18 protein-coding genes are annotated in these 24065 nt (G+C 71.3%); 3 read left to right on the top strand and 15 right to left on the bottom strand.

Translation table 11 applies throughout. The features are described 5' to 3' along the window. Positions 1-1194 precede the first annotated feature (1194 nt). The 10 genes from I6J71_RS44695 to I6J71_RS44740 all read right to left on the bottom strand — a co-directional run bounded on the left by I6J71_RS44695 (position 1195) and on the right by I6J71_RS44740 (position 13111). Positions 1195-1365, bottom strand: coding sequence for a hypothetical protein (locus I6J71_RS44695; protein WP_204092378.1), 171 nt, complete (start codon positions 1363-1365; stop codon positions 1195-1197). Between the two features lie 583 nt (positions 1366-1948). Continuing rightward, positions 1949-3097, bottom strand: a complete 1149-nt coding sequence (locus I6J71_RS44700; RefSeq protein ID WP_204092379.1) for an N-acetylmuramoyl-L-alanine amidase — start codon at positions 3095-3097, stop codon at positions 1949-1951. 287 nt (positions 3098-3384) lie between these two features. After that, the gene (trxA, locus tag I6J71_RS44705) at positions 3385-3708 is read right to left on the bottom strand and encodes a thioredoxin (RefSeq protein WP_204089037.1); all 324 of its coding nucleotides are present in this window, start codon (positions 3706-3708) and stop codon (positions 3385-3387) included. Between the two features lie 46 nt (positions 3709-3754). Then, positions 3755-4747 (bottom strand): thioredoxin-disulfide reductase, encoded by a 993-nt coding sequence (gene trxB, locus I6J71_RS44710; protein WP_204092380.1) that lies wholly within the window; start codon positions 4745-4747, stop codon positions 3755-3757. A 104-nt stretch (positions 4748-4851) separates the two neighbouring features. Further along, complete coding sequence (locus I6J71_RS44715) at positions 4852-5661, bottom strand: hypothetical protein (RefSeq protein ID WP_204092381.1); 810 nt, start codon at positions 5659-5661, stop codon at positions 4852-4854. Continuing rightward, positions 5658-6320 carry an RNA polymerase sigma factor SigM gene (gene sigM, locus I6J71_RS44720; protein WP_204092382.1) on the bottom strand — a complete coding sequence of 221 codons (663 nt, stop codon included), beginning with the start codon at positions 6318-6320 and terminating at the stop codon, positions 5658-5660. Before sigM ends, I6J71_RS44715 begins: the two co-directional genes overlap by 4 nt. 31 nt (positions 6321-6351) lie before the next feature. Then, a complete protein-coding gene (locus I6J71_RS44725; protein ID WP_204092383.1) occupies positions 6352-7947 on the bottom strand; it encodes a protein kinase family protein in 1596 nt (531 codons plus the stop codon). 82 nt (positions 7948-8029) lie between these two features. Further along, complete coding sequence (gene murJ / locus I6J71_RS44730; RefSeq protein ID WP_204097568.1) at positions 8030-9844, bottom strand: murein biosynthesis integral membrane protein MurJ; 1815 nt, start codon at positions 9842-9844, stop codon at positions 8030-8032. A 580-nt stretch (positions 9845-10424) separates the two neighbouring features. After that, positions 10425-12590 (bottom strand): DUF6049 family protein, encoded by a 2166-nt coding sequence (locus I6J71_RS44735; protein WP_204092384.1) that lies wholly within the window; start codon positions 12588-12590, stop codon positions 10425-10427. 14 nt (positions 12591-12604) lie between these two features. After that, a complete protein-coding gene (locus I6J71_RS44740) occupies positions 12605-13111 on the bottom strand; it encodes an NUDIX hydrolase (RefSeq protein WP_204092385.1) in 507 nt (168 codons plus the stop codon). Between the two features lie 112 nt (positions 13112-13223). Here I6J71_RS44740 and I6J71_RS44745 point away from each other — a divergent pair, with 112 nt between their 5' ends. The 3 genes from I6J71_RS44745 (at position 13224) to I6J71_RS44755 (ending at position 17065) form a co-directional block, all read left to right on the top strand. Then, the gene (locus I6J71_RS44745) at positions 13224-14669 is read left to right on the top strand and encodes a CCA tRNA nucleotidyltransferase (protein WP_204092386.1); all 1446 of its coding nucleotides are present in this window, start codon (positions 13224-13226) and stop codon (positions 14667-14669) included. Between the two features lie 187 nt (positions 14670-14856). Then, the gene (locus I6J71_RS44750) at positions 14857-16197 is read left to right on the top strand and encodes a sensor histidine kinase (protein WP_204092387.1); all 1341 of its coding nucleotides are present in this window, start codon (positions 14857-14859) and stop codon (positions 16195-16197) included. 16 nt (positions 16198-16213) lie between these two features. Continuing rightward, positions 16214-17065 (top strand): class I SAM-dependent methyltransferase, encoded by an 852-nt coding sequence (locus I6J71_RS44755; protein WP_204092388.1) that lies wholly within the window; start codon positions 16214-16216, stop codon positions 17063-17065. Here the strand turns inward: I6J71_RS44755 and I6J71_RS44760 are convergent. Genes I6J71_RS44760 through I6J71_RS44780 form a run of 5 tightly spaced genes read right to left on the bottom strand, consistent with a single transcriptional unit; the run spans position 17051 to position 24059 of the window. Beyond that, positions 17051-18940: a TNT domain-containing protein gene (locus I6J71_RS44760; protein ID WP_204092389.1), complete on the bottom strand. Its 1890-nt coding sequence runs from the start codon at positions 18938-18940 to the stop codon at positions 17051-17053. The two genes, I6J71_RS44755 and I6J71_RS44760, sit on opposite strands and share 15 nt — an antisense overlap. 42 nt (positions 18941-18982) lie before the next feature. After that, positions 18983-20056: an ADP-ribosylglycohydrolase family protein gene (locus I6J71_RS44765; RefSeq protein WP_204092390.1), complete on the bottom strand. Its 1074-nt coding sequence runs from the start codon at positions 20054-20056 to the stop codon at positions 18983-18985. A gap of 29 nt (positions 20057-20085) precedes the next feature. Beyond that, positions 20086-22332 (bottom strand): ADP-ribosylglycohydrolase family protein, encoded by a 2247-nt coding sequence (locus tag I6J71_RS44770; protein ID WP_204092391.1) that lies wholly within the window; start codon positions 22330-22332, stop codon positions 20086-20088. Further along, entirely contained in the window at positions 22333-23712 is a 1380-nt protein-coding gene (locus I6J71_RS44775) for a TNT domain-containing protein (protein ID WP_204092392.1), read from the bottom strand. It abuts the gene before it with no gap. Between the two features lie 26 nt (positions 23713-23738). Beyond that, a complete protein-coding gene (locus tag I6J71_RS44780; RefSeq protein WP_204092393.1) occupies positions 23739-24059 on the bottom strand; it encodes a hypothetical protein in 321 nt (106 codons plus the stop codon). Positions 24060-24065: the final 6 nt, after the last annotated feature.

Consider the following 24065-nt stretch of genomic DNA (forward strand, 5'->3'; position numbering starts at 1 on the left):
GTTCGACATGCCTGCCGAAACATCTTCGCCAGGCCCTCGTACCACGGTTTTACCCAGCCCGAAATACCCGATTTCGCCACCTGTGCACAACTGTGGAAGAAACCCCGAGTTATCCACAGATCCCTGATAGGCGCCGTGGAAAACCTGTGGATGGGTAGACTGGTATTGGGGACGCCCCCCGTGGAGGGTGGGGGCTGCCCCCAGGTGTGGTGTGCCGCGGGCGGCAAGGGCGCAACGGGTTGTGGCCGCCACCGGTGGGGTCAGAAGCGGTGGCGTGACTCCGTTTTCCGCTTGACGGTGGACTAGTCCACTGGGGTGGATGATGGGCGCTTGAGTTGCGGGGCCCCGGGCGGAGTTGTGCACAGGCGGCGGGTTGGTGAACGGTGTTTTGTCCCCAGTCGATGGCCTTGCCCGCAGAGCGACGATTTGTGACGGAGAGTGCTGCCTCCACCAGTGGTGAAGTGCGGGTGCCTCGCCGTCGCCGGCGGACCTGGGCCGGTGCTGATCTCGGTGGGACCGTGATCGGTGGCGGTGGCTGGAAGAGCGCGACGCCTCCGACGTCCCGCGGGATGCTGCTGCGCTGATTCCGAAGCGACCGGGTTGGAGAGGTTCAGCCGGCGTTGACGAGTCACGACAGGAGTCTGCGAGAAACGCGGAGGGCCGATCATGGCAATTGGGACCGATTTGCCGGGGTACGGTCTGCACCAGATTCGTGGCCATCGCCGGTCAGCCTCCCGGCGTGGTCCAGTTCGACTCATGGGGAAACATCGGCCGGACTGGTGATGGCAATGTCAGTCCGAGATGGCCGACCGCCAGCTCGACTCGCCACGGCCACCGAGTCCGACTCGCGTCGGCCAGGGCCGGCTAACGCCGGTCCGACTTGCGTCAGTCAACCTCAGCAGAGCTAGCCGGCACCGACAGTCCCATCGTTGGCGGCCAACTGCGGTCCAACGCTTGGCCGGGAACACCGGCGCGACGCGGGGTGGACGACAGCCGGCCTTGGGGTGGTTGGCCGCACCGCCTCGCGGCAAGCCCACCCGGCGGCGGTCAACTCCAGCGCGAGTCGCGTCGACCGGCCCAGGGCGAGGTTGCGGCGAGCCGGGTTCGAACCAGCTCGACACCCATTACCAGCTCCGACGGTAGCCGGGACTCGCGGTGGTCGGCGCCGCACCCCCCGCGGCAAGCCAGTCGAGGTCACCGGGCGACGGTGGACTCCAGCGCGAGTCGCGCCGACCCGTCGAGGGCGGCGTTGCGGCGAGCCGAGATCCGAGCCAGCTTGCACCACATCACCAGGTCGGCCGACAGCCGGGCTTGGTCGGGGTCGTCGGTAACGGTGCGGCTTGCGGCGTGGCACGTCCGGTTCACCGGGCGGCGGCGAACTCCAGCCTGACTCGCGCCGACCCGTCGAGGGCGGCGTTGCAGCGAGCCGAGATCCGAGCCAGCTTGCACCACATCACCAAGTCGGCCGACAGCCGGACTTGGTGGCGCCGGTGCGGCTTGCGGCGGGCCAGTCCGGTTTATCGGGCGGCGGTCGACTCCGGCGCGTCGCGTCGACTCGTGGAGTGCGAGCTTGCTCCGAGCCGATTCGAGCCAGCTTGCTCCACATCGCTGGGTCGGACGGCAACCGGACGTCGGGTGGTTGGCCCGCCGCGGCCTGCGGCGGGCCAACCCGGTTCATCGGGCGGCGATCGCCTTCAGTGCGAGTTGCGTTGACCCGACCAGTGCGGCCGTGCGTCGAGCCGGGATCGAGGCAGCTCGATCCCGGCTCGACGGCTCACAGCCAGGCCGCGGCAGACAGCCCACAACCGCCCGCCGAACGGCCGGGTCACGCCCTGATGTCCGGACAACCCGGCACGGTGAACAAACCCGGCCAAATCGATACTGCCCGGTAGAAGCCCACCTGGAGGCCGCAACGACCCCAACCCGACCGGGTCGAACGGGGAAAGCCCTACTCGGCCTTCGCCAGTTCGTGGGCCAGGACGTCGGCGAAGGTGAAGGTGCCCGTGGGCTGGTCGCCTTCGCCGAGGAGGTACAGGCGCTTCACGGCGATGAGGATGCCCTCGGCGACGATGTCGCGGAAGGCGGGGTCGCCGAGTTTGCGGCTGTCGTCCGGATTGGTGAGGTAGCCGATCTCCACGCGGACCGCGGGGCAGCGCGTGCGGGTGAAGATCTCCCACGTCTTGTAGTGGGTGCGGCAGTCCAACAGCCCCGTGCGGGCGACGACCTCGCGCTGGATGTAGCCGGCCAGGAGTTCGCCGACGGTGGAGGTGGTGCCGTTGCCGGTGCCGAAGTGGAAGCTGGCGACGCCCTGGGCGCGCGGGGAGCGGTTGCCGTCGCTGTGCAGGCTCAGGAACAGGTCCGCGCCGGCGTCGTTGGCGAAGCGGGCGCGTTCGAAGTCCGTGGGGCTGTGGTTGGGGCCCCGCGAGATCAACGCTTCCATGCCGGTCGCCTGCATGCGGCCCTCGAGCCGCCGGGCGAGGTCCCAGGCGATATCGGCCTCGCGGAGGCCACCGGCGACCACGCCGAGGTCCTCGCCGCCGTGGCCGGGGTCGATCACGATGCGCTTGCCGCGCAGGCGCGGGCCCGCCTGGCGGACCTGCTCCTGCTCGCGCAGGAACACCGGGCGACCGCCGCGGGCGCGCGGCGACGAGAGGCGGTGCAGCTCGCGGATCGTGGCCGGACCGCAGATGCCGTCGGGCGACAGGCGCATGTCGCGCTGGAACGTCTTCAGCGCGCGCTCCGTCTGGGGGCCGAAATAACCGTCGGGGCGGCCGGCGTCGAAGCCGAGCTCCGTGAGGCGCTCCTGCAACGCGAAGACGTCGTCGCCCTGCACGGGCGACGACAACATGTACTGCAGCGGACGGCTCCCCAAGTGGAAGCTCGCGCCCTTCAGCGCCTGGAACGTCGCCGGGCCGACCACACCGTCGGTGATCAGCCCGCGGCGCTGCTGGAACGCACGCACCGCGTGCTCGACGGCGGCGTCGAAGGTGCCGTACGTCTCGGTCCCCGCCACCGGCGGGAGCAGGTCCATCCCGGCAAGGATCGACCTGATCTCGGCGACGTCCGGACCGGCGTCACCGCGGCGGAGTACCCGCATGCACTCCTCGCTCTTCCTAGGGCACCGAAACCAGCTCGGCGCGAAACGCGAAACAAGAACCCTGTGTGGGTGGCAAGCCCAGGCACCCATTGTGCCCTGTGAACTCTCGGTGAGCGCGCAGGCCCGGTTGGTATGACCCGGGCGGGCGCAAGCCCCCACCGGCCGGACACGCCCGTGCACCTGCGTGATCGTGGCCACGGACACTTCGCCCGGACGTGCGAGAACCCGGGTCGGCGGGGCGATTCCCGCAGGCCCGGGTTCTCAGCGGCCGGACGGCGCGTGCTCGGTCAGAGCACGTCGGCCAGGTCGGACAGCAGCGCGGCCTTGGGCTTGGCACCGACGATCTGCTTCACCGGCTTGCCGCCCTGGAACAGGATCAGCGTCGGGATCGACATCACCTGGTAGTCACGCGCCGTGTTCGGGTTCTCGTCGATGTCGAGCTTCGCGACGGTCAGCTTCTCGCCGTTCTCGGCCGCGATCTCCTCGAGCACCGGCGCGACCATCTTGCACGGCCCGCACCAGGTCGCCCAGAAATCGACCAGAACCGGCTTCTCACTGGTGAGCACGTCATCCACGAAACTCTTGTCGGTCACCTTCACGGTGTTGGCCATCGGTTTCTCCTTCAGGTGGTCGGAAACTCGGGAAGACTCGGAAAGATCAACGGGCGCCGGCGCCGTAGCCGCCGCCGACCAGCTCGGCCGCCTCGTGGGCATCCGGGTCGCCGTGCTCGGCCAGCCATCGTTCCGCGTCGATGGCCGCGCTGCACCCCGAACCCGCCGCCGTGATCGCCTGCCGATAGGTGCGATCCACCAGATCACCGGCCGCGAACACCCCCGGCACGTTCGTGTACGACGTACGACCCCGCGTCACCACGTAACCGTCCTCGTCCAGCTCGACCTGGCCCCGCACCAGCTCGCTGCGCGGGTCGTGCCCGATCGCGACGAAGAACCCGGTCACGTCCAGCTGCTTCTCCTCGCCGGTCCGGGTGTCCTTCACCGTCAGGCCCGAAACCTTGCCGTCCCCCTCGACACCCGTGATCTGCGAGTTCAGCTGCCACTTGATCTTGTCGTTCGCCCGCGCCCGCTCCAGCATGATCTTCGAGGCGCGGAACTCGTCGCGCCGGTGCACGATCGTCACCGACTTCGCGAACTTCGTCAGGAACGTCGCCTCCTCCATCGCCGAATCACCACCCCCGGCCACGGCGATGTCGTGATCGCGGAAGAAGAACCCGTCACAGGTCGCACAGGCCGACACCCCACGCCCCAGCAGGTCCTGCTCACCCGGCACGTTCAGATACCGGGCCGCCGCCCCCATCGCCAGCACCACGGCGCGCGCGGCGTAGCGCGTGCCGTTCGCGACGACGTACTTGACGTCGCCGGTCAGCTCCAGCGATTCGACGTCCTCCGCGCGCAGCTCCGCCCCGAAACGCTCGGCCTGCTTGCGCATCTCCTCCATCAGGTCCGGGCCCTGGATGCCGTCGCGGAAGCCCGGGAAGTTCTCGACCTCCGTGGTCGTCATCAACGCACCACCGAACTGCGTGCCCTCGAACACCAGCGGTTCCAGCTGCGCCCGGGCCGCGTACACCGCAGCCGTGTAACCGGCCGGACCCGACCCCACGATGATCAGGTTCCTGATTTCCTCGGCAGCCACCCGTGAACCTCCGCTCGTAGTGACCTGTGCAGTGATGTCAACACGATGGTAGGTGGCGGTGTTCCCGACGGTGACGGCCGCTACTCAGCCGTCCCGACCAGCGGTTACTTCTTGCCGACGACCTTGTCGAACAGCGTGTCGGGGTGCGCTGGGCCGCAGTCGGCGCCGAAGGCCACGAGGCGGAACTGGGCGAGCTGCCCCGTGGTGTAGATGACGAGCACGCCGGCCTTGCCCTCGACGTTCACCGGACGGATGCCCTCGGGGCGGACGTCCGGGTCCAGCCCGGCGGCCGCGACGCACGCGTCGAGCCGTTGTTCGTTCTGCAGCGGGCCGAAATCGCGCACGCCCATGGCTCCACCCAGCAGCGTCTCCGCGCCGCTGCCGTCGCTGCCCACGGACGGGCCGGAGGGCGCCGGCGCGGCGACCCCCGCGGTGCCGGCGCGCTGCGACGTGCCGGGCACGGTCAGCACCACGGCCGCGATCGCCGCCGCGGCCGCCGTCAGGATCCCGGCGCTCCAGCCGACCCGCTTGTTCCGTCGCCGCCGTGCGGCCGCGAGGTCCACCACGGGTGCGGAGCCGGGCTCCTGCGGTGGCGCAGCGGGCTCGACCGGAACGTGTGCCGCCGGAAACGACGCGGCCTGCCGGGACGCGGCCTCGGCGGCCAGCGCCTGGTCCAGCCGCGCGACGTACTCGGCGGGCATCGGCGGCGCGGGCTCGTGCGCGAGCGACGCCAGGTCGGCCGTGGTGGCTTCGAGTCCCTCGATGATCGCGCGCGCCTCGGGGTCCGCGTTCACGCGCGGCCAGAGTTCGGCCGCTTCGCGTTCGTCCAGCACGCCGGCGTGGAGATCGGCGAGCACGTCGACAGACCAAGGCGGACCGACGGTTCCGCCGACCCCCCGGGTTTCGTCCGTCATCGTGCCTCCCCGTTTCCCGGCGAGCGGTGGGCTCGCCCGGCACTCCGGGACCCCTCCGAAGTGGTGCTCTTGCGCTTGCTTTCGTCAGGTGGGACGTTCGCATTCGCATCAGGGTTCCGCAGGTGCCCCAGAACCTTCGCGAGTTTGCCCCGTCCGCGCGCGCACCGGCTCTTCACGGTGCCCTCGGCGATCCCGAGCATCCTGGCCGTTTCCGCCACCGAGTAGCCCTCGACGTCGACGAGCACGATCGGCGCGCGCTGCTCCTCCGGCAGCTGGTCGAGTGCCTCCCGGACGAGCAGGCTGGTCTCCTTCTCGGACATCGAGTCGCGCGGCGACGCCGGCTCGTTGAAACCGGTTTCGGGCAACGGGACCGTCGGCCGCGCCTGTTTGCGGCGGATGCGGTCGAGGCAGGCGTTGACGACGATGCGGTGCAGCCACGTGGTCACCTGCGACTCCGCGCGGAAGTTGCCCGCCGCGCGAAAGGCCGAGATGAACGCCTCCTGCAGCGCGTCCGCGGCCTCTTCCGGATCGCGCATCGTCCGCAGAGCGACCGCCCACAGACGATCTCGGTGCCGCCGGACCAGTTCACTGAACGCGTGCGGATCTCCGGCGGCGTGCGCCGCTATGAGGTCCGCGTCCGTGGGAGCTGCAGCCGTCACCCGGCAGAGCCTACTGAGTGGATGAGGTGGGTCACCCCGCAGGCAGGAAGCTCACGTCTCCGATTTCGCTGAGGTAGTTGCCCTTGTTGTCCTTGCCCAGCTGGGTGATCCAGACGACGAAGTACTGGCTCTCCGTCGGCTGCTGCAGGTCGATCGTGGTGTCGGTGCCGTTCAGGTCGCCCGTGCCGACGACCTTGGTGTCGTCCAGCTGCGGGTTCTTGCTGTCGGCCGACCGGATCTCGACCTTCGTGCCGGGGCTGTCTGCCGCGATCTTCACCTGCGCCAGGTTCACCGGGTCGTCGAACTGGACCACGAACCCGACGCCGGGCTTCAGCACCGGCAACTGCTGCTGGTACTGGTCGGTGCGCCAGACCGTGCCCGGATCGCCGTCGATCACGTTCTTCACCCGGCTCGAGTTGTCACCTGAGCCCTTCGGGTTGTAGATCGTGACGGACTTCGGGTCCACAGGCCGGCCGATCTTCGGTGCCGCCGGCGACGACGGCGGAGGTGCCGCGGAGTTCGACGGCGGTGCCGCGCTGGACGAGGGAGCCGCGACGTTGATCGTCGGGCCGCTGGCCTTCGAATCGCCCTGGAACAGGTTGATCAGCATCAGCCCGCCCCACGCGAGGATCACGACGGTGGCGACCACGAGCACGGTCACGCCGAACGCCAGCTTCCGCCGCCGCGCGACGTCCTTGACCGGCTTCTTCGTGGTCCAGATCGTGCCGTCGGCTTCGGTGGTGCCCTCTTCACCCACGGCCTTGATCAGCTGTGTCCGCTCCTCGGCCTCGGCCACCTGGTCGAGCACGCGCAGGATGGCCGAGCTCGTGCGGATGCCGCCGTTGCCGCCGTCCTCGATCGTGCGCACGGCCAACGATGAGAGCTCGGGCGGCACGGCCGGCACCAGCGTCCGCGGCGGCACGATGTGACCTTGCGGGGTCAACGGTGCCGCGGGGATCGCGGGCGGTCCGCCCGGCAGCGCCCAGCGACCGGTGAGCAGCAGGTAGAGGACCGCGCCGAGCGCCTTGACGTCGTCGCGCAGCGTCGCGTCCGGCAACGGGCCGGGGAACGCGAGCTTCAACGCGCCGCTCGGGGTCAGCCGCAGCCGCTGCGGGTGGTCCAGACCGAGGACCAGACCGTTCTGGTGTGCGTGGTCCACGGCTTCGGCGAGGGCCTGGACCATCCGGGCGGCCGCGGCGGGCGCCACCGGCCGCTGCGCGACGAGGTCCACCAGGTCACTGCCCTTGGTCCACTCCGCGACGACGACGCCGAGCAGACCTTCGCTCGAGGTGACGCCGCTGCCGAGGCTCAGCACGTCGAGCACCCGCGCGACGCCGCCGTGCCCGAACTTCGACGCGTGCGCCGCCCGTTCGAGCGTGCGGCGCGCCTGCCGGGCTGCCTCCGGATCGGCCGGATCACCGACCAGCAGAGTCAGCGCGACATCGCGCTTCAGCTGACCGTCCCGCGCCCGCCACAGGTGCGCGGCGGCTCGTTCGTCCACCCCGAACTGCGCGAGCAGGCGGTACCGGCCGTCGCCGACGACCCGCCCCGGGGCGAGCGACCCACCCTGGGCACGAATGCCCGCGCGGGTGGCCTCCCCCGCCTGTTCGCTCCGTCTCGTGTCCACCGCTTCTCTCCCGCGTCGCGCTCCCGCACCGAGGGTACCCGGATCAGGTCTGGAGGAAGCGTCGTCAGTCGTGAATCAATCGTTACCCGCGCTTGATCAATCGGGTGATCCTCGACGTGGCGGGCCTCAGCTCCTCGACCTTCAGGGCCATGAGCACGCCGAACGACACCCCGATGCCGACGATGCCCTGCAGGAAGAGCTTGATCCAGGCGTGCGCCTTGAGCCCCAGCGAGTCGGGCACGATCTGGCCCACGAGCCACGCGGCGGCCACCCCGAGGACGCTCGCGACGACCGTGAAGAGGATCACCCCGATCACGCGCTTGCTGCGCAGGTTGCCGAGCGTGACCCACAGCCAGACCTGGCCGAGGACCGCGCCGACCACGTACGTGAGCGCGTTGACCATCATCACGCCGAGCACCACGTTGGTGGGCGAGAGCAGCGCCGGGCACAAGTACAGCAGCGGCACCTTGACGAGCGTCATCACGATCATGATCAAGGTGGGCGTGCGCGCGTCCTTCATCGCGTAGAACACGCGCATCTGAAGCTGGACGAGCGCGAACGGCAGCAGCGCAAACGCCGAGATGGCGAGCGCTCCGCCGAGCCGTTCGGCGCTTTCGGGCGAGCCCTTGCCGATGGTGAACAGCGCGATGCCGATCGACGAGCCGACGATCGTCATCACCGCCGAGATCGGGATGAGCGTGACCGTCGAGATCCGCGACGCGTAGGACAGGTCGCCGATGAGCTTCTTGTTGTCGCCGTCGGCCGCCGCGCGGCTCATCCGCGGCATGATCGCCGTGAGCAGCGAGACGCCGATGACGCCGTAGGGCAGTTGGAACAGCAGCCACGCGTTGGCGTAGGCAGTGACACCGCCGGGTGCGCCGTCGGTGAGCACTCGGGTGGTGATCGTGTAGCCGACCTGGCTCACCGCGACGTAGCCGACGATCCACAGCGCGAGGCCGCCGAACTCCTTCATCCGCTTGTCGACGCCCCAGCGCCACTTGGGCCGGAAGCCGGATTTCAGCAGTGGCGGGACGAGCATGATCGCCTGCGCGACGATGCCGCCGGTCACGCCGAGACCCAGGGTGAGCACCTTCGGGTCGGTGATCGACACGTTCCTGATGTCGATCTCGCCCGGCATGAACCACACGACGAGGATCGTGAAGATCACGACCATGTTGTTGACCACCGGCGCCCACGCCGTGGGGCCGAAGATGTGCTTGGCGTTGAGGATCGCCGACAGCAGCGCGAACACGCCGTAGAAGAAGATCTCCGGCAGCAGCAGGTACGCGAACGCCGTGGTGAGCCCAGGGCTCGCTTGACCGGACCCGTCCACGTACAGCGAGGTGAACGCGGGCGCGCACAGCACCGCGATCACCGTGCCGAACAGCAGTAGCGTGAACGCCACCGTGATCAGCCGCTGGGTGTAGGCCTCGCCGCCGTCCTCGTCGTCCTGCGAACGCACGAGCAGCGGCACCACCACGCTGGCGAGCACACCACCCATGAGCAGCTCGAAGATGATGTTCGGCATCGTGTTGGCGACGTTGAACGAGTCGTTGGCCACGCCCGCGCCAATGGCCGCCACCAGCAGCAGCTTCCACAGGAAGCCGGTGATGCGGCTGATCAGCGACGCGATCGCCATGCGCCCGCTCGATTTCGCGAGCGAAGGCGCCTTCGCCGGGGCAACGGGCTGCTCGCCGGTCGTGCCCGGTTCGGTCGGCCGGACGAGCGGCGCGCCGCCGATCCGCGGCATGACCTGCGTGGCCAGCGCGTCGTAGGGGCGCATCGAGTCGGGATCGGCCAGCGGCCAGCGCGACGCGGGCATCGGGACGCCGGCGGTGCGCGGGATGAACCGCGTGGCTTCCGGGTCGCGCAGCGCCTCTTCCTGCCACGGCCGGATCGGCGTGCCCGGACGCGGGCCGCGGCCGCGGTGCGGCGCGGCGGCCGGCGGCAGTGGCTGCGGGCCCGAAGGCGGCCCCGGCGTCGGCGGCGCCGACGGCTGGGGCAGGGGCTGGGGACCGGAGGGCGGGCCCGACCTCGGAGCCTGCGGTTGCGGCAGCGGCTGGCGTCCCGACTGGGGAGGCGGCGCGGGCTGTTGCCGAGTCCGCTGCGGCCGTGGCTGCCCGTTCTGCGGAGGCGGAGGGGGGACGCGGCGCTGCGGCCGCTCGGCCCGCTCTTCGGGCAGCGGCATGCGGCGCGTGCCGTTGGGGGCTGGCTGCTGGCGGTGTTCCGGCGGCACCTGGCCCTGCTGCGGCGGGGGCTGGCGCCTGCCTTCGCGCACGGCGCGGCGCGGCTGGTCAGCCCGGTCGCCGCGCCGAGGTGGCGCCCCGTCGCGTCGAGGACGACTCGCACGCTCGGGTGGTAAGCCCGGCTCTCTGTCCAACGCGCGCCCAATCCTCGGTGCCAGGGTCCCTGCCATTGTGGCAGCGGTCGACCCAGGGTAATCGGGAACGGGCGCGGACACCCGGTCCCCTGAAGAGTCAGCGCGTTTCGGTCCGCGCTGCGCGGCTCTCCTTCACCCGCCGGTAGATCCGCCGGGAGGCCAGCAGCAGCAGGGCGCAACCAGCGACGACGGTGATGATGATCGTGATCGGGCCGTACTCGGTCGAGGTCAGCTCGAACCGGGCGGTAGTACCGAGTTCGGTCCCCGCCGGGGTGGTCAAGGACACATCGACGCTCAGGCGTCCCGCGCGCAGGGCTTCGATCTGGATCAGCTCGTTCTTGCCGCCCTTGGCCGGGAAGAACCAGTTCTGCGCCTGCTCGGGCCGGATGCCGACGTTGTTCTTCAACGCGATCTGCGCGGTGATGCCCACCGGTAATTCGTTGCTCACGAACACGGGCAGCGGGGACGAACCGGATGCAAGCGCGATCGTCTGCTTCGGCTGCTCGACGGTCACCTGGTCGCGGATCGCGGCGAGCTCGGCGTGGGCGTTCGAGCCCGCCGCGCTGCCCGAGGGCGTGCCGAACGCGGTGGACGCGCCGCGCACGAGCGCGTCGCGGACCGGCGCGACGATGTCCTCCGGTTGCACGCGACGGGTCGCGTCCATCCGCATGGCCGACAGCAGGCCGGCGGCCTGGCCGTCGAGGTTCGACAGCGTCTCGGTGACGTCACCGCCCGGCGACGCCGGCTGGTCGTGCGTGCCGGCGGCGAGCGAGGCCGAGCCCGACGCGTCCGAGTCCAGCAGCTGAGTCAGCGGTGCGCCGGTGCCGAGACCGCCGGCGAGCAGCTGCCCGAGGTGGTCGAGGAACGCGGAGAGCTCGCCCTGCGGGACGTCCCAGCGCCGCGGCGGCGCGACGAGCAGCTGCGAGCCCGCGCCTTCGGAGCCGCGTCCGAGGCCGGCCTCGAAGGCGATGGCGGCGAGACCGTTCTGGCTCGCGATCGCCGGCTGGGTGGCGGCGCTCACCGTGGTCGGGGTCTGCGGGTTCGGCTCCGAGCCGACCATGGCGCTGGCGATGAGACCGTCGATCGGCTGGGCGCGCAGCCCGCCCGGCAGCGTCGTGGCGCCGGTGACGGGCGAGTCGCTCTGCAGCTTCGAGCCGTCGGTCAGCACGGTGTGGACCCCGGCCGCCGACATCGCGGTGAGCGCCTGGTCGTCGGGCGTGCCGCCGGGCCAGAGCACCCCCTTGCGCGGATCGGTGCCCAGCAGCCGGTGGATCGTCGCCTCGCCGCTGAGCGCCGTGCTCAGCAGGCCGGAGTCGGGCGTGCCGCTCGCGGACCGGACCTTGCCGAGCGTGGTGAGGTCGGCGTCGGCGAAGGGCAGCGCGATCACGCAGTGGCCGTTCACGAGCTGCTGCAGGGCGATCATCCAGTCCTTCGCGGCCTGCGTGCCCTTGCCCGGCGCCCCGGCGACGACGTAGCCGCGGGTCATGGCGTCGACGGTGCGCAGCAGGTCGGGGTCGACGGCGAAGCACAGCGAGTCGGCCACGCGCTGGTTGGACTGCTCGGCCGCGCGCGCGGCCGCCACGAGCGAGTACAGGCGCCCGTTCACGTCCAGCTCGGTGGCGAGCGTGTCGTCCGTGAGGGTCAGCGGCCCACCGTAGGGCGCCGACAGCACGTGGGGCGCACTGTCGGTGATCGGCCACAGCACGGACACGTCGGCGCGCTTGCCCGACGGCGTCTCCGACCTCGCGGGGCCGGACAGCACCGGCATCAGCAGGCTCACGGCCGCCAGGCGCGCCGGGCCGCCGAACTCCGGCGTGCCGTTCACGTTCACGAGCATCGGGTAGACACCCGTCCGGCTCAGCTGGCCCGCGCGCTGGCCGGTGAGCGGCACGGTCACGTCGAGGCGGGCGCTCTGGCCCGGCTCGAGCGACTCGGTGAGCGTGGTGAAGTCGGTGAGCGGGTTGTCCTGGATCGGCTCGCCCGCCAGCACGCCCTTCAGTTCGCGGTCGCTGGTCAGCCGCTCGCCGACCTGCAGCCGCACCTGCGGGCGCGCGATCCGGCGGTCGCCGATGTTCGTCACGGTGCCGGACACGGTCAGGGTCTTGGCGGAACCCGTGATCACGCGGGGGTTGAGCTGGTCGAGCTCGAGCCGCAGCCGCGGCGGCTCGGGGCTCGGCTCGTCCTGGGCCCGCGCGGGCGCGCCGAAGAGGGCAGCCGCTGCGAAGACCAGCAGGGACAGGAAGAAGGCGGCGGGCCGCTTCACTCGGGTGCTCCCTCTCAGGCGCGCTCGTCGTGCGCGAAAAGTTCTTTGGCCCGGCGGACCAGCTTGCGCTCGTCCGCGTAGGCCAGCGTCGTCTCCAGCTCGGCCAGCGGCACCCACGCGACTTCGGTGACTTCGACGTCCTCGTCGGAGAGCTCGCCACCCGTCGACTCGAGCAGGAAGTGGTGCACGGTCTTGTGCACCCGGCGTCGTTCGGCCACGAACCAGTAGTCGATGGTGCCCAACGGGCGCAGGACCTGCGCGGAGATGCCGGTCTCCTCCTTCACCTCGCGCACCGCGGTCTGCTCCACCGTCTCACCGTCCTCGATGTGGCCCTTCGGCAACGACCACAGCAGTCTGCCGTGCCGGTCGAGGCGGCCGATCAGCACCGCGTGCTCCCGCCCGGCGTCGACGACCAGTCCGCCGGCCGACGTCTCGTCGACCGTGGTCAGGCGCCTGCCCCGCTGCCGCCGGCGCCGGCGGCGCGGCTTCGGCGCTCCGGCGCGGCCGGCAGATCCAGGCATGCTGCGATGCTAGAGCAAACGGTTGCCCAGGTACGCTGGCTCTCCGTGTCCGTGTCCGACGGCGTCCGTAGTAACGGCGCCCCTTCCCGTTGGTATTAGTGGTGGGATCGAAGTGAACAACCTGGTCGCCCAGCAGAACGCGGTGACGGAGCTGATGCGAGTCTCCCCCTTGGCCGACGAGCTGGCGGAGCGGTTCGCCCGCGCGGGCCACAGCCTGTACCTGGTCGGTGGCAGCGTCCGAGACGCACTGCTCGGCCGGCTCTCGAGCGACCTCGACTTCACCACCGACGCGCGGCCGGACCGCGTGCTGCAGATCGTGAGCGAGTGGGGCGACGCCGTGTGGGACGTCGGCATCGCGTTCGGCACGGTCGGCGTCACCAAGAAGGGCATGACGCTCGAGATCACCACGTTCCGCGCCGACAGCTACGACCGCGTCGGCCGCAACCCAGAGGTCACCTTCGGCGACACCATCGAGGGCGACCTGCTGCGCCGCGACTTCACGGTCAACGCGATGGCGATCGACCTGGTCACCAAAACCTTCATCGATCCCCACGACGGCATGGACGCGCTGCGTCTCAAAGTGCTCGACACCCCGGCGACGCCGCAGGAGTCGTTCGCAGACGACCCGCTGCGCATGCTGCGCGCCGCCCGCTTCTCCGCGCAGCTCGGCTTCACCGCCGCGCCGCGCGTGGTCGAGGCGATGACGGCGATGGCGAGCGAGATCGAGCGGATCACCGCCGAGCGAGTGCAGGCGGAGCTCACGAAGCTGCTGCTCGCCGATGACCCGCGGCCCGGCCTGGAGCTGCTCGTGGACACCGGCCTGGCCGAGTTCGTGCTGCCCGAGCTGCCCGGCATGCGCCTGGCGATCGACGAGCACCACCAGCACAAGGACGTCTACCAGCACTCGCTGACCGTGCTGGCGCAGGCGATCGCGCTGGAGTCCTCGCACGAGCCGACCTCGGAGCCCGACCTGGTGCTGCGGCTGGCCGCGCTGCTGCACGACATCGGCAAGCCGGACACGCGCGAGTACCAGCCCGGCGGCGGCGTGAGCTTCCACCACCACGAGGTGGTGGGCGCGCGGATGGCCCGCAAGCGTTTGCGGGCGCTCAAGTACTCGAAGGAGATCGTCGAGCAGGTTTCCCAGCTCGTGTTCCTCCACCTGCGGTTCCACGGGTACGCCAACGGCGAGTGGACGGATTCGGCCGTGCGCCGCTACGTCACCGACGCCGGCGACCTGCTGACGCGGCTGCACAAACTCGTGCGCGCCGACTCGACCACGCGCAACCGCAAGAAGGCGGCCGCGCTGCAAGCGACCTACGACGACCTCGAGGCCCGCATCGCGCGGCTCAAGGAGCAGGAGGACCTCGACCGCGTCCGCCCCGACCTCGACGGCAACGAGATCATGCGGCTGCTCGGGCTCAAGCCGGGCCCGCAGGTCGGCCAGGCGTGGAAGTTCCTCAAGGAGCTGCGGTTGGACCGCGGTCCGCTGGACCACGACGAGGCGGTCGCCGAGCTGAAGAAGTGGGCCGCGGCGGAGGGCATCTCGCCGGCGGAGTGAGCTCGCGGTCCCCACGCGGGTGATCACCGTGCGGTGGCAGGCCCCCGTCGGTCGGGCGAACACGAGTCGAATTCGTGATCGCGAAACCGCCAAGATCCCCCTTTGGCCCCTGGAACGCGACCCGGCGAGCGGGAATACTCGCTGCCCCGGGCGGCCGGTGGGGGCGCGCCCCGACCAGGGGAGATCGATGACGGCGCAGGCAGTGCAAGAGCAGGACGATCGGCCGTCGCGCACCTCGAGCTTCCTCGTCACGCTGTTGCGCCGCGGCACGCCCGCGCTCGCGACGGCGACGACCGGGCTCACCGACGAGATCGCCGATCCGACACCGCTGCGCGCTTTCAAGCGGATCTCGCGCATGGCGGGGCCCGTCGACGCCAGGTACAACGACGGCCTGCTGCTGAGAGCCGCGCGCTACGTGGTGCTCGTGCCGCTCGCCTACCGCATCGTCGCGGTGCCGGGAGCTTTCGGCGCGTTCGTGTCGGCGCACGGCTCGACCGGCGTCGTTCCGGTGGCCGTGGTCGCCCTGCTCTCGATGGTGATGAGCGGCTTCGGCATCTTCTGGATGCTGCGCTCCGCACCGTTCCGCACGGATCTCGCGGCGCGGCTGCTGATCGCCGACCTGGTCGTCACCGTCGCGTTCCAGCTGTTCATCGGCCTGACCGTGCCGACGGCGGTGTTTCACGACGCGCTCGGCGTGGCCGACAAGCACCTGCTCGGCGACATCGCGCTGCTCACGCTGGCCATCGGCATCCCCTCGGGCCTGGCGCTCGCGGCGCTGAGCCTGCCCGTGCGGCTGCTGTCGGACTTCCTCAACGGCGGCACGGCCGACTTCGCGCAGGCCTGGTCCCTCTACCCGACGATGTTCGGAGTGCTGTTCACCGGCATCGGTGCGCTGATCCTGCTCGGCCTCGGCACGCGGCTGGCGCTGGCGTACGGCATCCGCAACGGCCGGCTGGCCGAGCGCGCGCAGCAGCACCGGATGCTGCACGACACCGTCCTGCAGACGTTGGAGGCGATCTCGCTCGGGGGCACGGGCGATTCGGGAGATCGGCTCGTCGAGGTGCAGCGGCTGGCTCGCGCGCAAGCGATGGAGCTGCGGCAGGCCATCGAAACCGCGGCCGTGCAACGCGCCGCCGAGGCTTCGCGGCCGCTGGGCGAGAAGCTCGCGGCTCTGGCGGCGGAGATGGCGCGTGATGGCCTGCGCGCGCAGTTGGTGATGGCGGAGCTCGACGAGGACACGTTGTCGGAGGTCCGGCAGATCGCGTTGCGCGACGCCGTACGGGAATCGCTGCGCAACACGATGAAGCACTCGGGCACGGACAAGGTCGTGGTGCGCGTGGAGGAGCGCGACGGCGGCATCGCCGTGATCACGCGCGACCACGGCCAGGGCTTCAACGCCGACGCGCGCCCGGCGGGCTTCGGCATCAGCCAGTCGATCACCGCGCGGCTCTCGGAGGTCGGCGGCACGTCGCTGGTGGAGTCGACGCCGGGCAGCGGCACGCGCGTCACGTTGTGGGTGCCGTTCTGACGGAGCTGATAAACACGTGCGGGTGACCGATTTCCTGACCGACGCGCTCGTCGCGTACCGCGCCGGCGACCCGGCCGGCGCCGCCGCGTTGGCCGCCCGCGCCGGAACGCCCTTGGGCGAGCAGCTTTCGATCTACCTCGCCACCGACGGGTCCGGCCCGGTGTACGACCAACCGGCGGCCTTCACGGCGTTCATCCGCGGCGGCGGCAACGTCGGGCTGTACGAGCGGCTGAGCGCGGCGCTCGCTGCCGAGTACGAGCGGCGGAAGCCGGAGTCGTTGCTGGACTTGGGTTGTGGCGACGGGCTGGCCGTGGCGCAGGCCCTCGCGCAGTCGTCGTTCCGGCCGGCGCGGATCGACCTGGTGGAACCGTCGGCGGCACTGCTCGCGGACGTCGGCGTGCCCGAGGCCAACCGCTTCGAGGCGACCGCGCAGAGCTTCCTCGCGGTGAACGGTTCCACGTGGAACCTTGGGCAATCGACCTTCGCGCTCCAGTCGATCTCACCCGCCGAACGAGTCGCGGTGCTGCGGGAACTTCGGTCGCGCACGGAAAAGCTCGTGCTGGCGGAGTTCGACATTCCCGTGCTCGACGAGGGCTCCCGCGAGTTCCTGGGCTCGCTCGTGACCCGCTGCGAGCGCGGCGTCGCCGAATACGGCCGACAGGCTCCCCTTGTCGCGCAAGGCTTCCTGGTGCCGGTGCTGCTCGGCGTCGCCGCCGGTGCCGAGCGCACGAACTGGGAACAGCCGGCCGCCGCGTGGGTCACCCAGCTCGAGCTCGCCGGGTTCACCGACGTGACCGTCGAACCCCTCGCCGACTACTGGTGGTCTCCCGCCGTGCTGATCACCGCGCGTGGTTCAGACGAGGGCTAACCACCCGGCTTCCACGTGCTGCGCGATCGGCCGCGGCAGCAGGTACGCCGTCGCGCCGCCGGGCTGCGGGCCCCACGGCGCGGTCACGCCGGTGAGCACTCGCAGCGTGCGCTGCACGCGGTACTCGTGGCGGTCGCGTTCGCGTTCGGCGGACAGCGACGTCTCCACGAACCGCGTGCCGATCGCGTGGACCAGGTTGCCGGCGTCGCCGCCGAAGCGGAGCACCGTCGTGCCCGCGGGCAACGCGACCACGCGCTTGCCCCGGTAGAAGCTGAGCGGCGGCTCGCCGCGCATCGGCAGGATCGGCCAGTCGGCGGGCTGGTCGGATTCGTCGCCGCCGCGTGGCGGCAGCATCAGCAACGTGCCGAGCAGGAACCGCGCGGCCTCGGCGATGCGCGCGAACGCGACGGGCTCGGCGTCCGGCGGGCACGAGACCTCCCAGCCGTTCTCGGCTCGGCGCAGCGTCCACACGCCGTCGGCCGGCACCTCGTTCGCGCCGATCCGGTACGCGCTTGCGGGCACGCCCTGCTCGTCGAGACGCTGCTGCAGCAGCTTCAGCGTTTCGGCGGCGTGCAGGCCCCGGCCGAGGTCGCCGTCGCGGATCGCGCGGGCCAGGCGGCTCTCGTCGGGGAGCTCGCCCTCCGAGCGCGGCGGGCGCGGGGTTCCGAGCACCTCGGCCTCCGCCGTCGCACGCACGAGCTCCCGCACGAACGGCGGCCGGAACCCCGCCGCGCGGATGTGGTCCACGAGCTCCGGCTCCGGCGGCACGCCGTACTTGCGCAGGTAGTGCGGCACGGCGGCGGGCCAGATCCAGGCGCCGTCGGTGTGGAAGGCCTGCGGTACGTCGGGCGGCGCGCCGGGCGTGAAGATGTCGTGCTGTGGTTGCGGCCGGTGCAGCACGACGGGCGCGCGGAACAGGTAGTCGAGCACGCCGCGCACCTGGTCCGGCGGCACCGGCGGCCGGTTGACCACGGGCCGTTCGTTCTCGTTGTGGGCGTCGACCACGCGGGCGTGGCGGAACGCGAGCTCGAGCGGCCGGCCTGCCTTCGCGGCGAGCCAGTCGGGCACCTGCTTCGGCGGGCGCGGGTGGTTCGCTAGCTCCACGGCGTACGACTGCGCCGGGCGCCCGCCGTCGTTCGGGGCCACCCGCCAGGTGGGTTCTCGCTCGGCGTCGAAGTCGAAGTCGAACTGCGATTCGGTGTCGAGTGTGAACGTCCCCTGGAACCACGTGCCGGTGTCCGGCTCGTACATCGCCGCGCGCAGCTGCGCGAACAGCGCGCTCAGCTTCGGCGGCGCGGGCAGCGCGACGGACACGGGCCCGTTCTCGTCGCCGACCGCGCGGACCTCCAGCTCCGCGTAGTCCCCGACCTGCCGGAACTGCGCGGCGACGCGCGTCCAGCCACCGGGCACCGCACGCAGCGTGCGGCCGATCGCGCGCAGCAGGGTACCGGGGTCGGCGTCGAAGTCCGGCCGCGGCTCGCCCTGGTCGCGGCGGACCTGCCACAGGCCCGTCACGCGCTTGGCGTCGACAGTTGTGGAAAACTCGGCGAGGCCGAGTTGCTGCGCGCGCACGCGGTCGTGCTGCGTCCAGCGCAGCGTCAGCTCCTTCTGCTCGCCGGGCGCGACCTCGAAGAGCTCGTCGTCGAACTCGCAGTACGTGCTGAGCGTGAAGGTGGCGGGGACCTCGGTCGCCGGCACCACCCGGGCCGGGCGGCCCTCGTGCTCGCGGTCGAACCCGTCGGGGGTCTCTTCGTCGGGCAGCACCGACAGCAGCAGCGTGCCGTCCGTCGTCGACCGTTGGGCCGCGAAGGTGCGGTCGTCCAATGTTGCGTACAAACCGTCCGGGCGGTCTCCCGCCTCTACCCGGTAACGCACGTCAGATTCCTCCCCAAAATCCCCTGCGGACCCGGAAAGAACTTAGTCGACCGGATAACGCGCGAACCAACGGTCATCACTCGGTGAGTCCGGACCGAATTCGGCGAGCGCGTCGTCAGCCAGACCGGTGATCACGTCGCGCAGTTCGAGCCGGTCGAGCCAGCTCTCGCGCAGCGCCGCTTCTCCGTACATCGCGCCGACGAGGTTGCCGCACACCGAACCCGTGGAGTCGCTGTCGCCGCTGTGGTTCACGGCCGCGAGCAGCGCGGAGCAGGGATCTTCGGTGGTCAGGGCCACGTACACGGACATCGACAGGGCGGTCTCGCCGACGTTGCCCTCGCCCAGTTCGGCGAGCCGCTCCGGTGTCGGCGGCCCGGACAGTGCGAGCGCCTGCGCCAGCGCGGCTTCCTGTTCCTCGTGGCCCGGGTGGCGCACGAGTTCGGCGCGCGCGGTCGCGACGGCGGCCGGGAGACCTTCACCCGCCAGCAGCCGCTGCACGATCACCGCGAACGCGCCCGCCGACAAATACCCGCTCGGGTGACCGTGGGTCAGGGCCGCGCACTCCGCGGCGAGCGCGAAGACCTCGGCCGGGTCGGGCGACCACAGCGCCACGGGCGCCACGCGCATCACACCGCCGCAGCCCTTCGAGTTGTTCACCGGTCGCGTGATGCTGCCGCGGACACCCGAGCGGCCGTACGCCTCCAGCTCGCCGAAGCACGTGAGCCCCGGAGCACGGCGGCTGAACAGCTCGTGGTGCGTCACGAGCTCGCCGTCGGGCGCTGCGAGCGCGGAATGCGGGCCACGCGCCCGATCCCACGGCACACCCTGCGTGTGCAGCCAGCGCTGGTAGGCCAGCTGCACGGAGTGGACGACGTCGGCGCTGCCGGTGCGCCGCTGCTGCGCGTGGGCGCGGATGAGCGCTTCGAGCGTGAAGAGCGTCATCTGCGTGTCGTCGGTGAAGCGGCCTTCGCCGCCGTACGCGGGCAGGTAGTCGGTGATCCCCGCGGGCCCGGTGAGCTCCCGGATCCGGTCGATCGTGTCGAACTCCGTCTTCGCCCCGAGCGCGTCGCCGATCGCGCCGGCGAGCAGGCAGCCCCTCAGCCGCTGTGCCTCCATGGCGCCATTTTCTTCACGTGCCGCCGGCTTCAGCGCCGCGGGTACCGCTGCACCCACTCCTCGCCCAGCATGCTCAGCGCCGAGCGGCGGTCGAAGTGCCACAACGCGTCCGTGGCGAGCTGCTCGATGAGGTGGCGCAGCTCCAGCTGTTCCACCCACTTCTGCGGCAGCCCCGGCACACCCACGCGGGCGCCGAGCAACGCGCCGGTGATCGCTCCCGTCAGCGCGCTGCGGCCCGAGTGGTTCACCGCGCGCAGCAGCGCCTGTTCGGGGTAGTTCTCGAAGCCCGAGAGCGCGGCGAAGGCGCGGCCGACCACGGACAGTGTGCTCTGGCCGTCGCCGATCAGCTCGGGCATGCGCAGGTCGGGCAACCCGTGCTCGCCGAAGAACGGCACGGCCTCGGCGACCATCGCCTTGACCGCCGCCCACTCCGGACCGGTCACGAACGTCGTGTTGTGGTCGGTGAGGATCTCGCGCGAGAGGTTCCACACGGGGTAGCTGAACGCGTCCTTGGTCAGCACCGGCTCGAACAGCCACGCCAGGTAGGTCGCCGCGGACACGTCTTCCTCGTGCGGATGGGTCACGCCCACCAGGTCGCGCACGGCCTGGCGCACGCCGCCGCTGAAACCCGTGCCAGGGCCGGCCGCGGTGAGCACGGCGGGCAGCGCGCCGATGAGCGCGGTCGGGCCCGCCAGCGCCACGGCCTGCGGGTTCCCGGTCACGAGAGCGTGGTAGGTGTTGAGCTCGGTGTCGTCGGCGGTGCGGCGGACGTGCAGGTCGGGCACCTTCACGAGCCAGCCGTCGGCGTCGTCGTACGGCGCGCCCTGCGTGTGCAGCCAGCGCATCAGCGCGCCGCGCACCACGGCGGGGAACTGCTGCTCGACGTCGCGCGACTCCGGCTGCTCGCGGTGCGGGCTGCGGATCACGGCCTCGGTGTAGAAGAGCAGCCGCTGCGTCAGCGAACCGATGCGGCCCGGCTGGTCGAATGCCATCGGCAGGTCGGTCACGCCCTCGGGGCCGAACTGCGTGACGATCTCGTCGAGCCGCATCCGGTCCACGGCCAGGCCCAGCGCCTCGCCGAGCGCGAAGCCGACGTACGCGCCGATCACGCGCTGCCAGCCGTAGCGGAAGTTCTCGAGGTCGTGTTCGGGGTACTTGCCGAACGTGTCGAGCCGCGGCACCACGCGGCCCTGGTTGTCCCAGCCGGGGACGAGCCCGTTGGCGCGCCAGTCATTGGGCTTGCTGCGCGGCGGCTCCGCCATGGCGAGGCGCTTGAGCCACGACTGGCCGAGTACGGTCCGCTGGCACTCCTCGGCGGTCAGCTCGAAGCCGTGGCGCCGGGCCTTCTCGGCGGCGACCAGCGGTGCCTGGACGGGGTCGTCGAGCCCCATCCGCGTGGCGGTGTCGGCCGTGAGCCGCTCGAGCTCGTCCTCGGCTTCGGGGCAGCGCCCGTGCCGGTCGATGCGCGGCTCGTGGCGCGGGAACCGGCGCGCGATGGCCGTGAGTTCCTCGCCGGTGACGTCCTCGAACGTCGCCGGGCCGCCGTTGATCACGAGGTTCGGCGGGTGCTCGAACTCGGCGAGCGTCGCCAGGTCCACGCGCCACCAGGCGTGCTCGCGCGGCGGGAAGTGGCGAGTGTCGCTGAAGACGCGCAGCTCGTTGCGCTCTTCGCTGAAGTAGAAGCGGTCGGTGGCACCGGTCTTGAGGTCGAGCGGCACGTAGACGTCGCAGCGCAGCAGGCCGATCAGCAGCTGCTCACGCGAAAGCCAGCCGACGCTGGCGAACGCGAGCAGCGTCTCGAGCGTGTTCTGCGGCTTGGGGTAGCCGCGGCGGATCGGGCCGGCCTTGTACTCGGGGTTCTCGCGCTCGTCGCCGGTCTGCTGGCCGTCGTTGTCGACCTTCACCCAGCCGGCCACGGCGTGCAGCGGCACTCCCAGCTCGCCGAAGCCGGCCTTCACGTACTCCGGGTCCACGACTTCGCGCCAGCTCTCCTGGCCGGGGAACGCCACGGGGATGCTCAGCCCTCCTGGGCTCGGGGGCGCTTGGCGCAGCTCGCCGTCCGGCTCGCGCACGACCACCGACGGGGTCGGGAAGAGCTCCTTGTCCGGCCGGCCGTCGTCGAGGAACGCGACGGTGTTGTACGGGATCGACCAGCCTTCGGGAATGCGCAGCACCCGGTCCTGGTCCACCCGCAGCCCGCCGGGGCCGGAGACGTCGGGGCCGTGCACGGCGCGCAGCCAGTGCCCGACCTTCTCCATCGCTTCCGCCGCTTCCACCTACTCGATCCTCTCCAGGCTTCCGTCGGACTCGTGCTCCGCGATCGGCTTGGGCAGCACGTACGCCACCGCGCCGCCCGGCAGGTTGGCCCAGGGCACCGTGACACCGGTGACCACGTGGAGTGACCGTCTCAGCCGGTAGGTGTGTGCCACCCGTTCCCGTTCGAGTGGTAGTGACGTCGTGGCGAACCGTACCTCGCCGTGGTGGACGAGGTTGCCCGGTTCCTCCCCGAAGCGCAGGACGACCGTACCTTCGGGCAGTCGCGTCAGCCTCTTGTTGCGCAGCAGTGTCAGCGGTGGATCACCCGCGGCAGGCTGGATCGGCCAGTCGTCCACCTCTTTCGCGGTCTCCAGCGGGGTCTCGCGTCCGCCGGTCAGCCGGGCCGGGTGCAGCAGCAGTGCGCCGAGGAGCTGCTGCGCCGCGTCCGGCAAGTGCGTGAAGGTCTGCTCGGCGCCGGTGGCCGAAGTGACCGTCCAGCCGGCTTCACCGCGGCTCAGGCACCACTTGCCGGCTTCGACGGCGCCGATCCGGTACGCCTGCGGCCAGACGCCGAACGACCCGAGCCGCTGCACCAGGACCACGAGCAGCTGTTCGTCGCTCAGCTCGGGATCGGCGCTGGTCTCGAGCTCGGCGGCGACGTCGCCTTCGGTCCGCTGCCCGTCCTCGGCGCCCGGTCGTGGCCGCGGTTGACCCAGCAGGTCGGCCTCGGCGGTGCGGCGGACGAGGTGTTCGACGTAGGGCGGCTGGAAGCCCAGTTCACGGATGTGCGCGACGAGTTCCGGCTCGGGCGCGATGCCGTGCCGGCGCAGCTGGTGCGGCACGGTCTCGGGCCACAGCCACGTGCCGTCGGTCCGGTGCGTGTCGCCGACCAGCGCTTCGCGCTCGAGGTACTGCAGCACGAGCGGCAGTTCCCCGTCGGGCAGCGGCTCGCGCTCCTCCCCCACCTCGGCGGGACGCGCGCGGCGGAACCGGACGCCGAGCGGCAGGCCGACCCGCAGGCGCCACCAGTCGGGGATGTGCTCGTCCTCGCGGGGGAACGTCTCGAGCTCGTCGCGGTAGGCGTCCGGTTCGGCCGGGGCGCTCCACTGCGGGTCGCCGTCGACGTAGAAGTCGAAGTCGAACGTGCCGTCGGGCGCCAGCACGAACCGGGCCTGCAGCCACGTGCCGCGGCCCTGCCGGTACATCCCGGCGCGCAGCGCCTCGAACTTGCCGGTGACGTCCTGGTTCGCCTCGGTGTTGCGCGGCTGGACTTCGGTGTGGCCGCCGACCTGTGCGAAGCCGATCCCGGCGGGTGCGGCGGGATCGGGTGAGTGGGCGCGGATCAGCCGGCCGATCTCGACGAGCAGTCCGTGCTGCTCGGATTCGGAGAGTGGTTCCACGGGGTTCAGCACATCCGGGCGCGGCCTCAGGAGCCGCGGCGGCGGTTCTGCGGCAGGGCGCTGCGCGGCGGCACGCTACGCGGGCGGACGCGGCGGGGCGTCGGCCGCGGTGCCGGCATCTGCTGCGGCTGGCCGTCGGCGAGCGGGGCCTCGGCGAGCTGCTGCACCAAAGCCTGGACGGTGTACGCGAGCTGCGCGGGCGTCGTGCGCTCGAACGCGTCGGGAGCGAACTCGAGCCGGCCGAGCGCGCCGTTGGCGCCGACCGTCACCCGGACCAGACCGTCCGGCGAGGTCAGGACGGCAGGAGCGACGTCCAGACGGGCGCGGTCGTCCCCTGCGGTACTCACGGTTGC

The organism is Amycolatopsis sp. FDAARGOS 1241 (genome assembly GCF_016889705.1).
Lineage (GTDB): Bacteria > Actinomycetota > Actinomycetes > Mycobacteriales > Pseudonocardiaceae > Amycolatopsis.

What these genes read in the sequence shown, in the direction of transcription:
- I6J71_RS44700 (WP_204092379.1), bottom strand. Translation starts at nt 3,097, where the DNA reads ATGCGGGTACTCCGCCGCGGTGACGCCGGTCCGGACGTCGCCGAGATC.
- trxA (WP_204089037.1), bottom strand. Translation starts at nt 3,708, where the DNA reads ATGGCCAACACCGTGAAGGTGACCGACAAGAGTTTCGTGGATGACGTG.
- I6J71_RS44715 (WP_204092381.1), bottom strand. Translation starts at nt 5,661, where the DNA reads ATGACGGACGAAACCCGGGGGGTCGGCGGAACCGTCGGTCCGCCTTGG.
- I6J71_RS44740 (WP_204092385.1), bottom strand. Translation starts at nt 13,111, where the DNA reads ATGCCTGGATCTGCCGGCCGCGCCGGAGCGCCGAAGCCGCGCCGCCGG.
- I6J71_RS44750 (WP_204092387.1), top strand. Translation starts at nt 14,857, where the DNA reads ATGACGGCGCAGGCAGTGCAAGAGCAGGACGATCGGCCGTCGCGCACC.
- I6J71_RS44765 (WP_204092390.1), bottom strand. Translation starts at nt 20,056, where the DNA reads ATGGAGGCACAGCGGCTGAGGGGCTGCCTGCTCGCCGGCGCGATCGGC.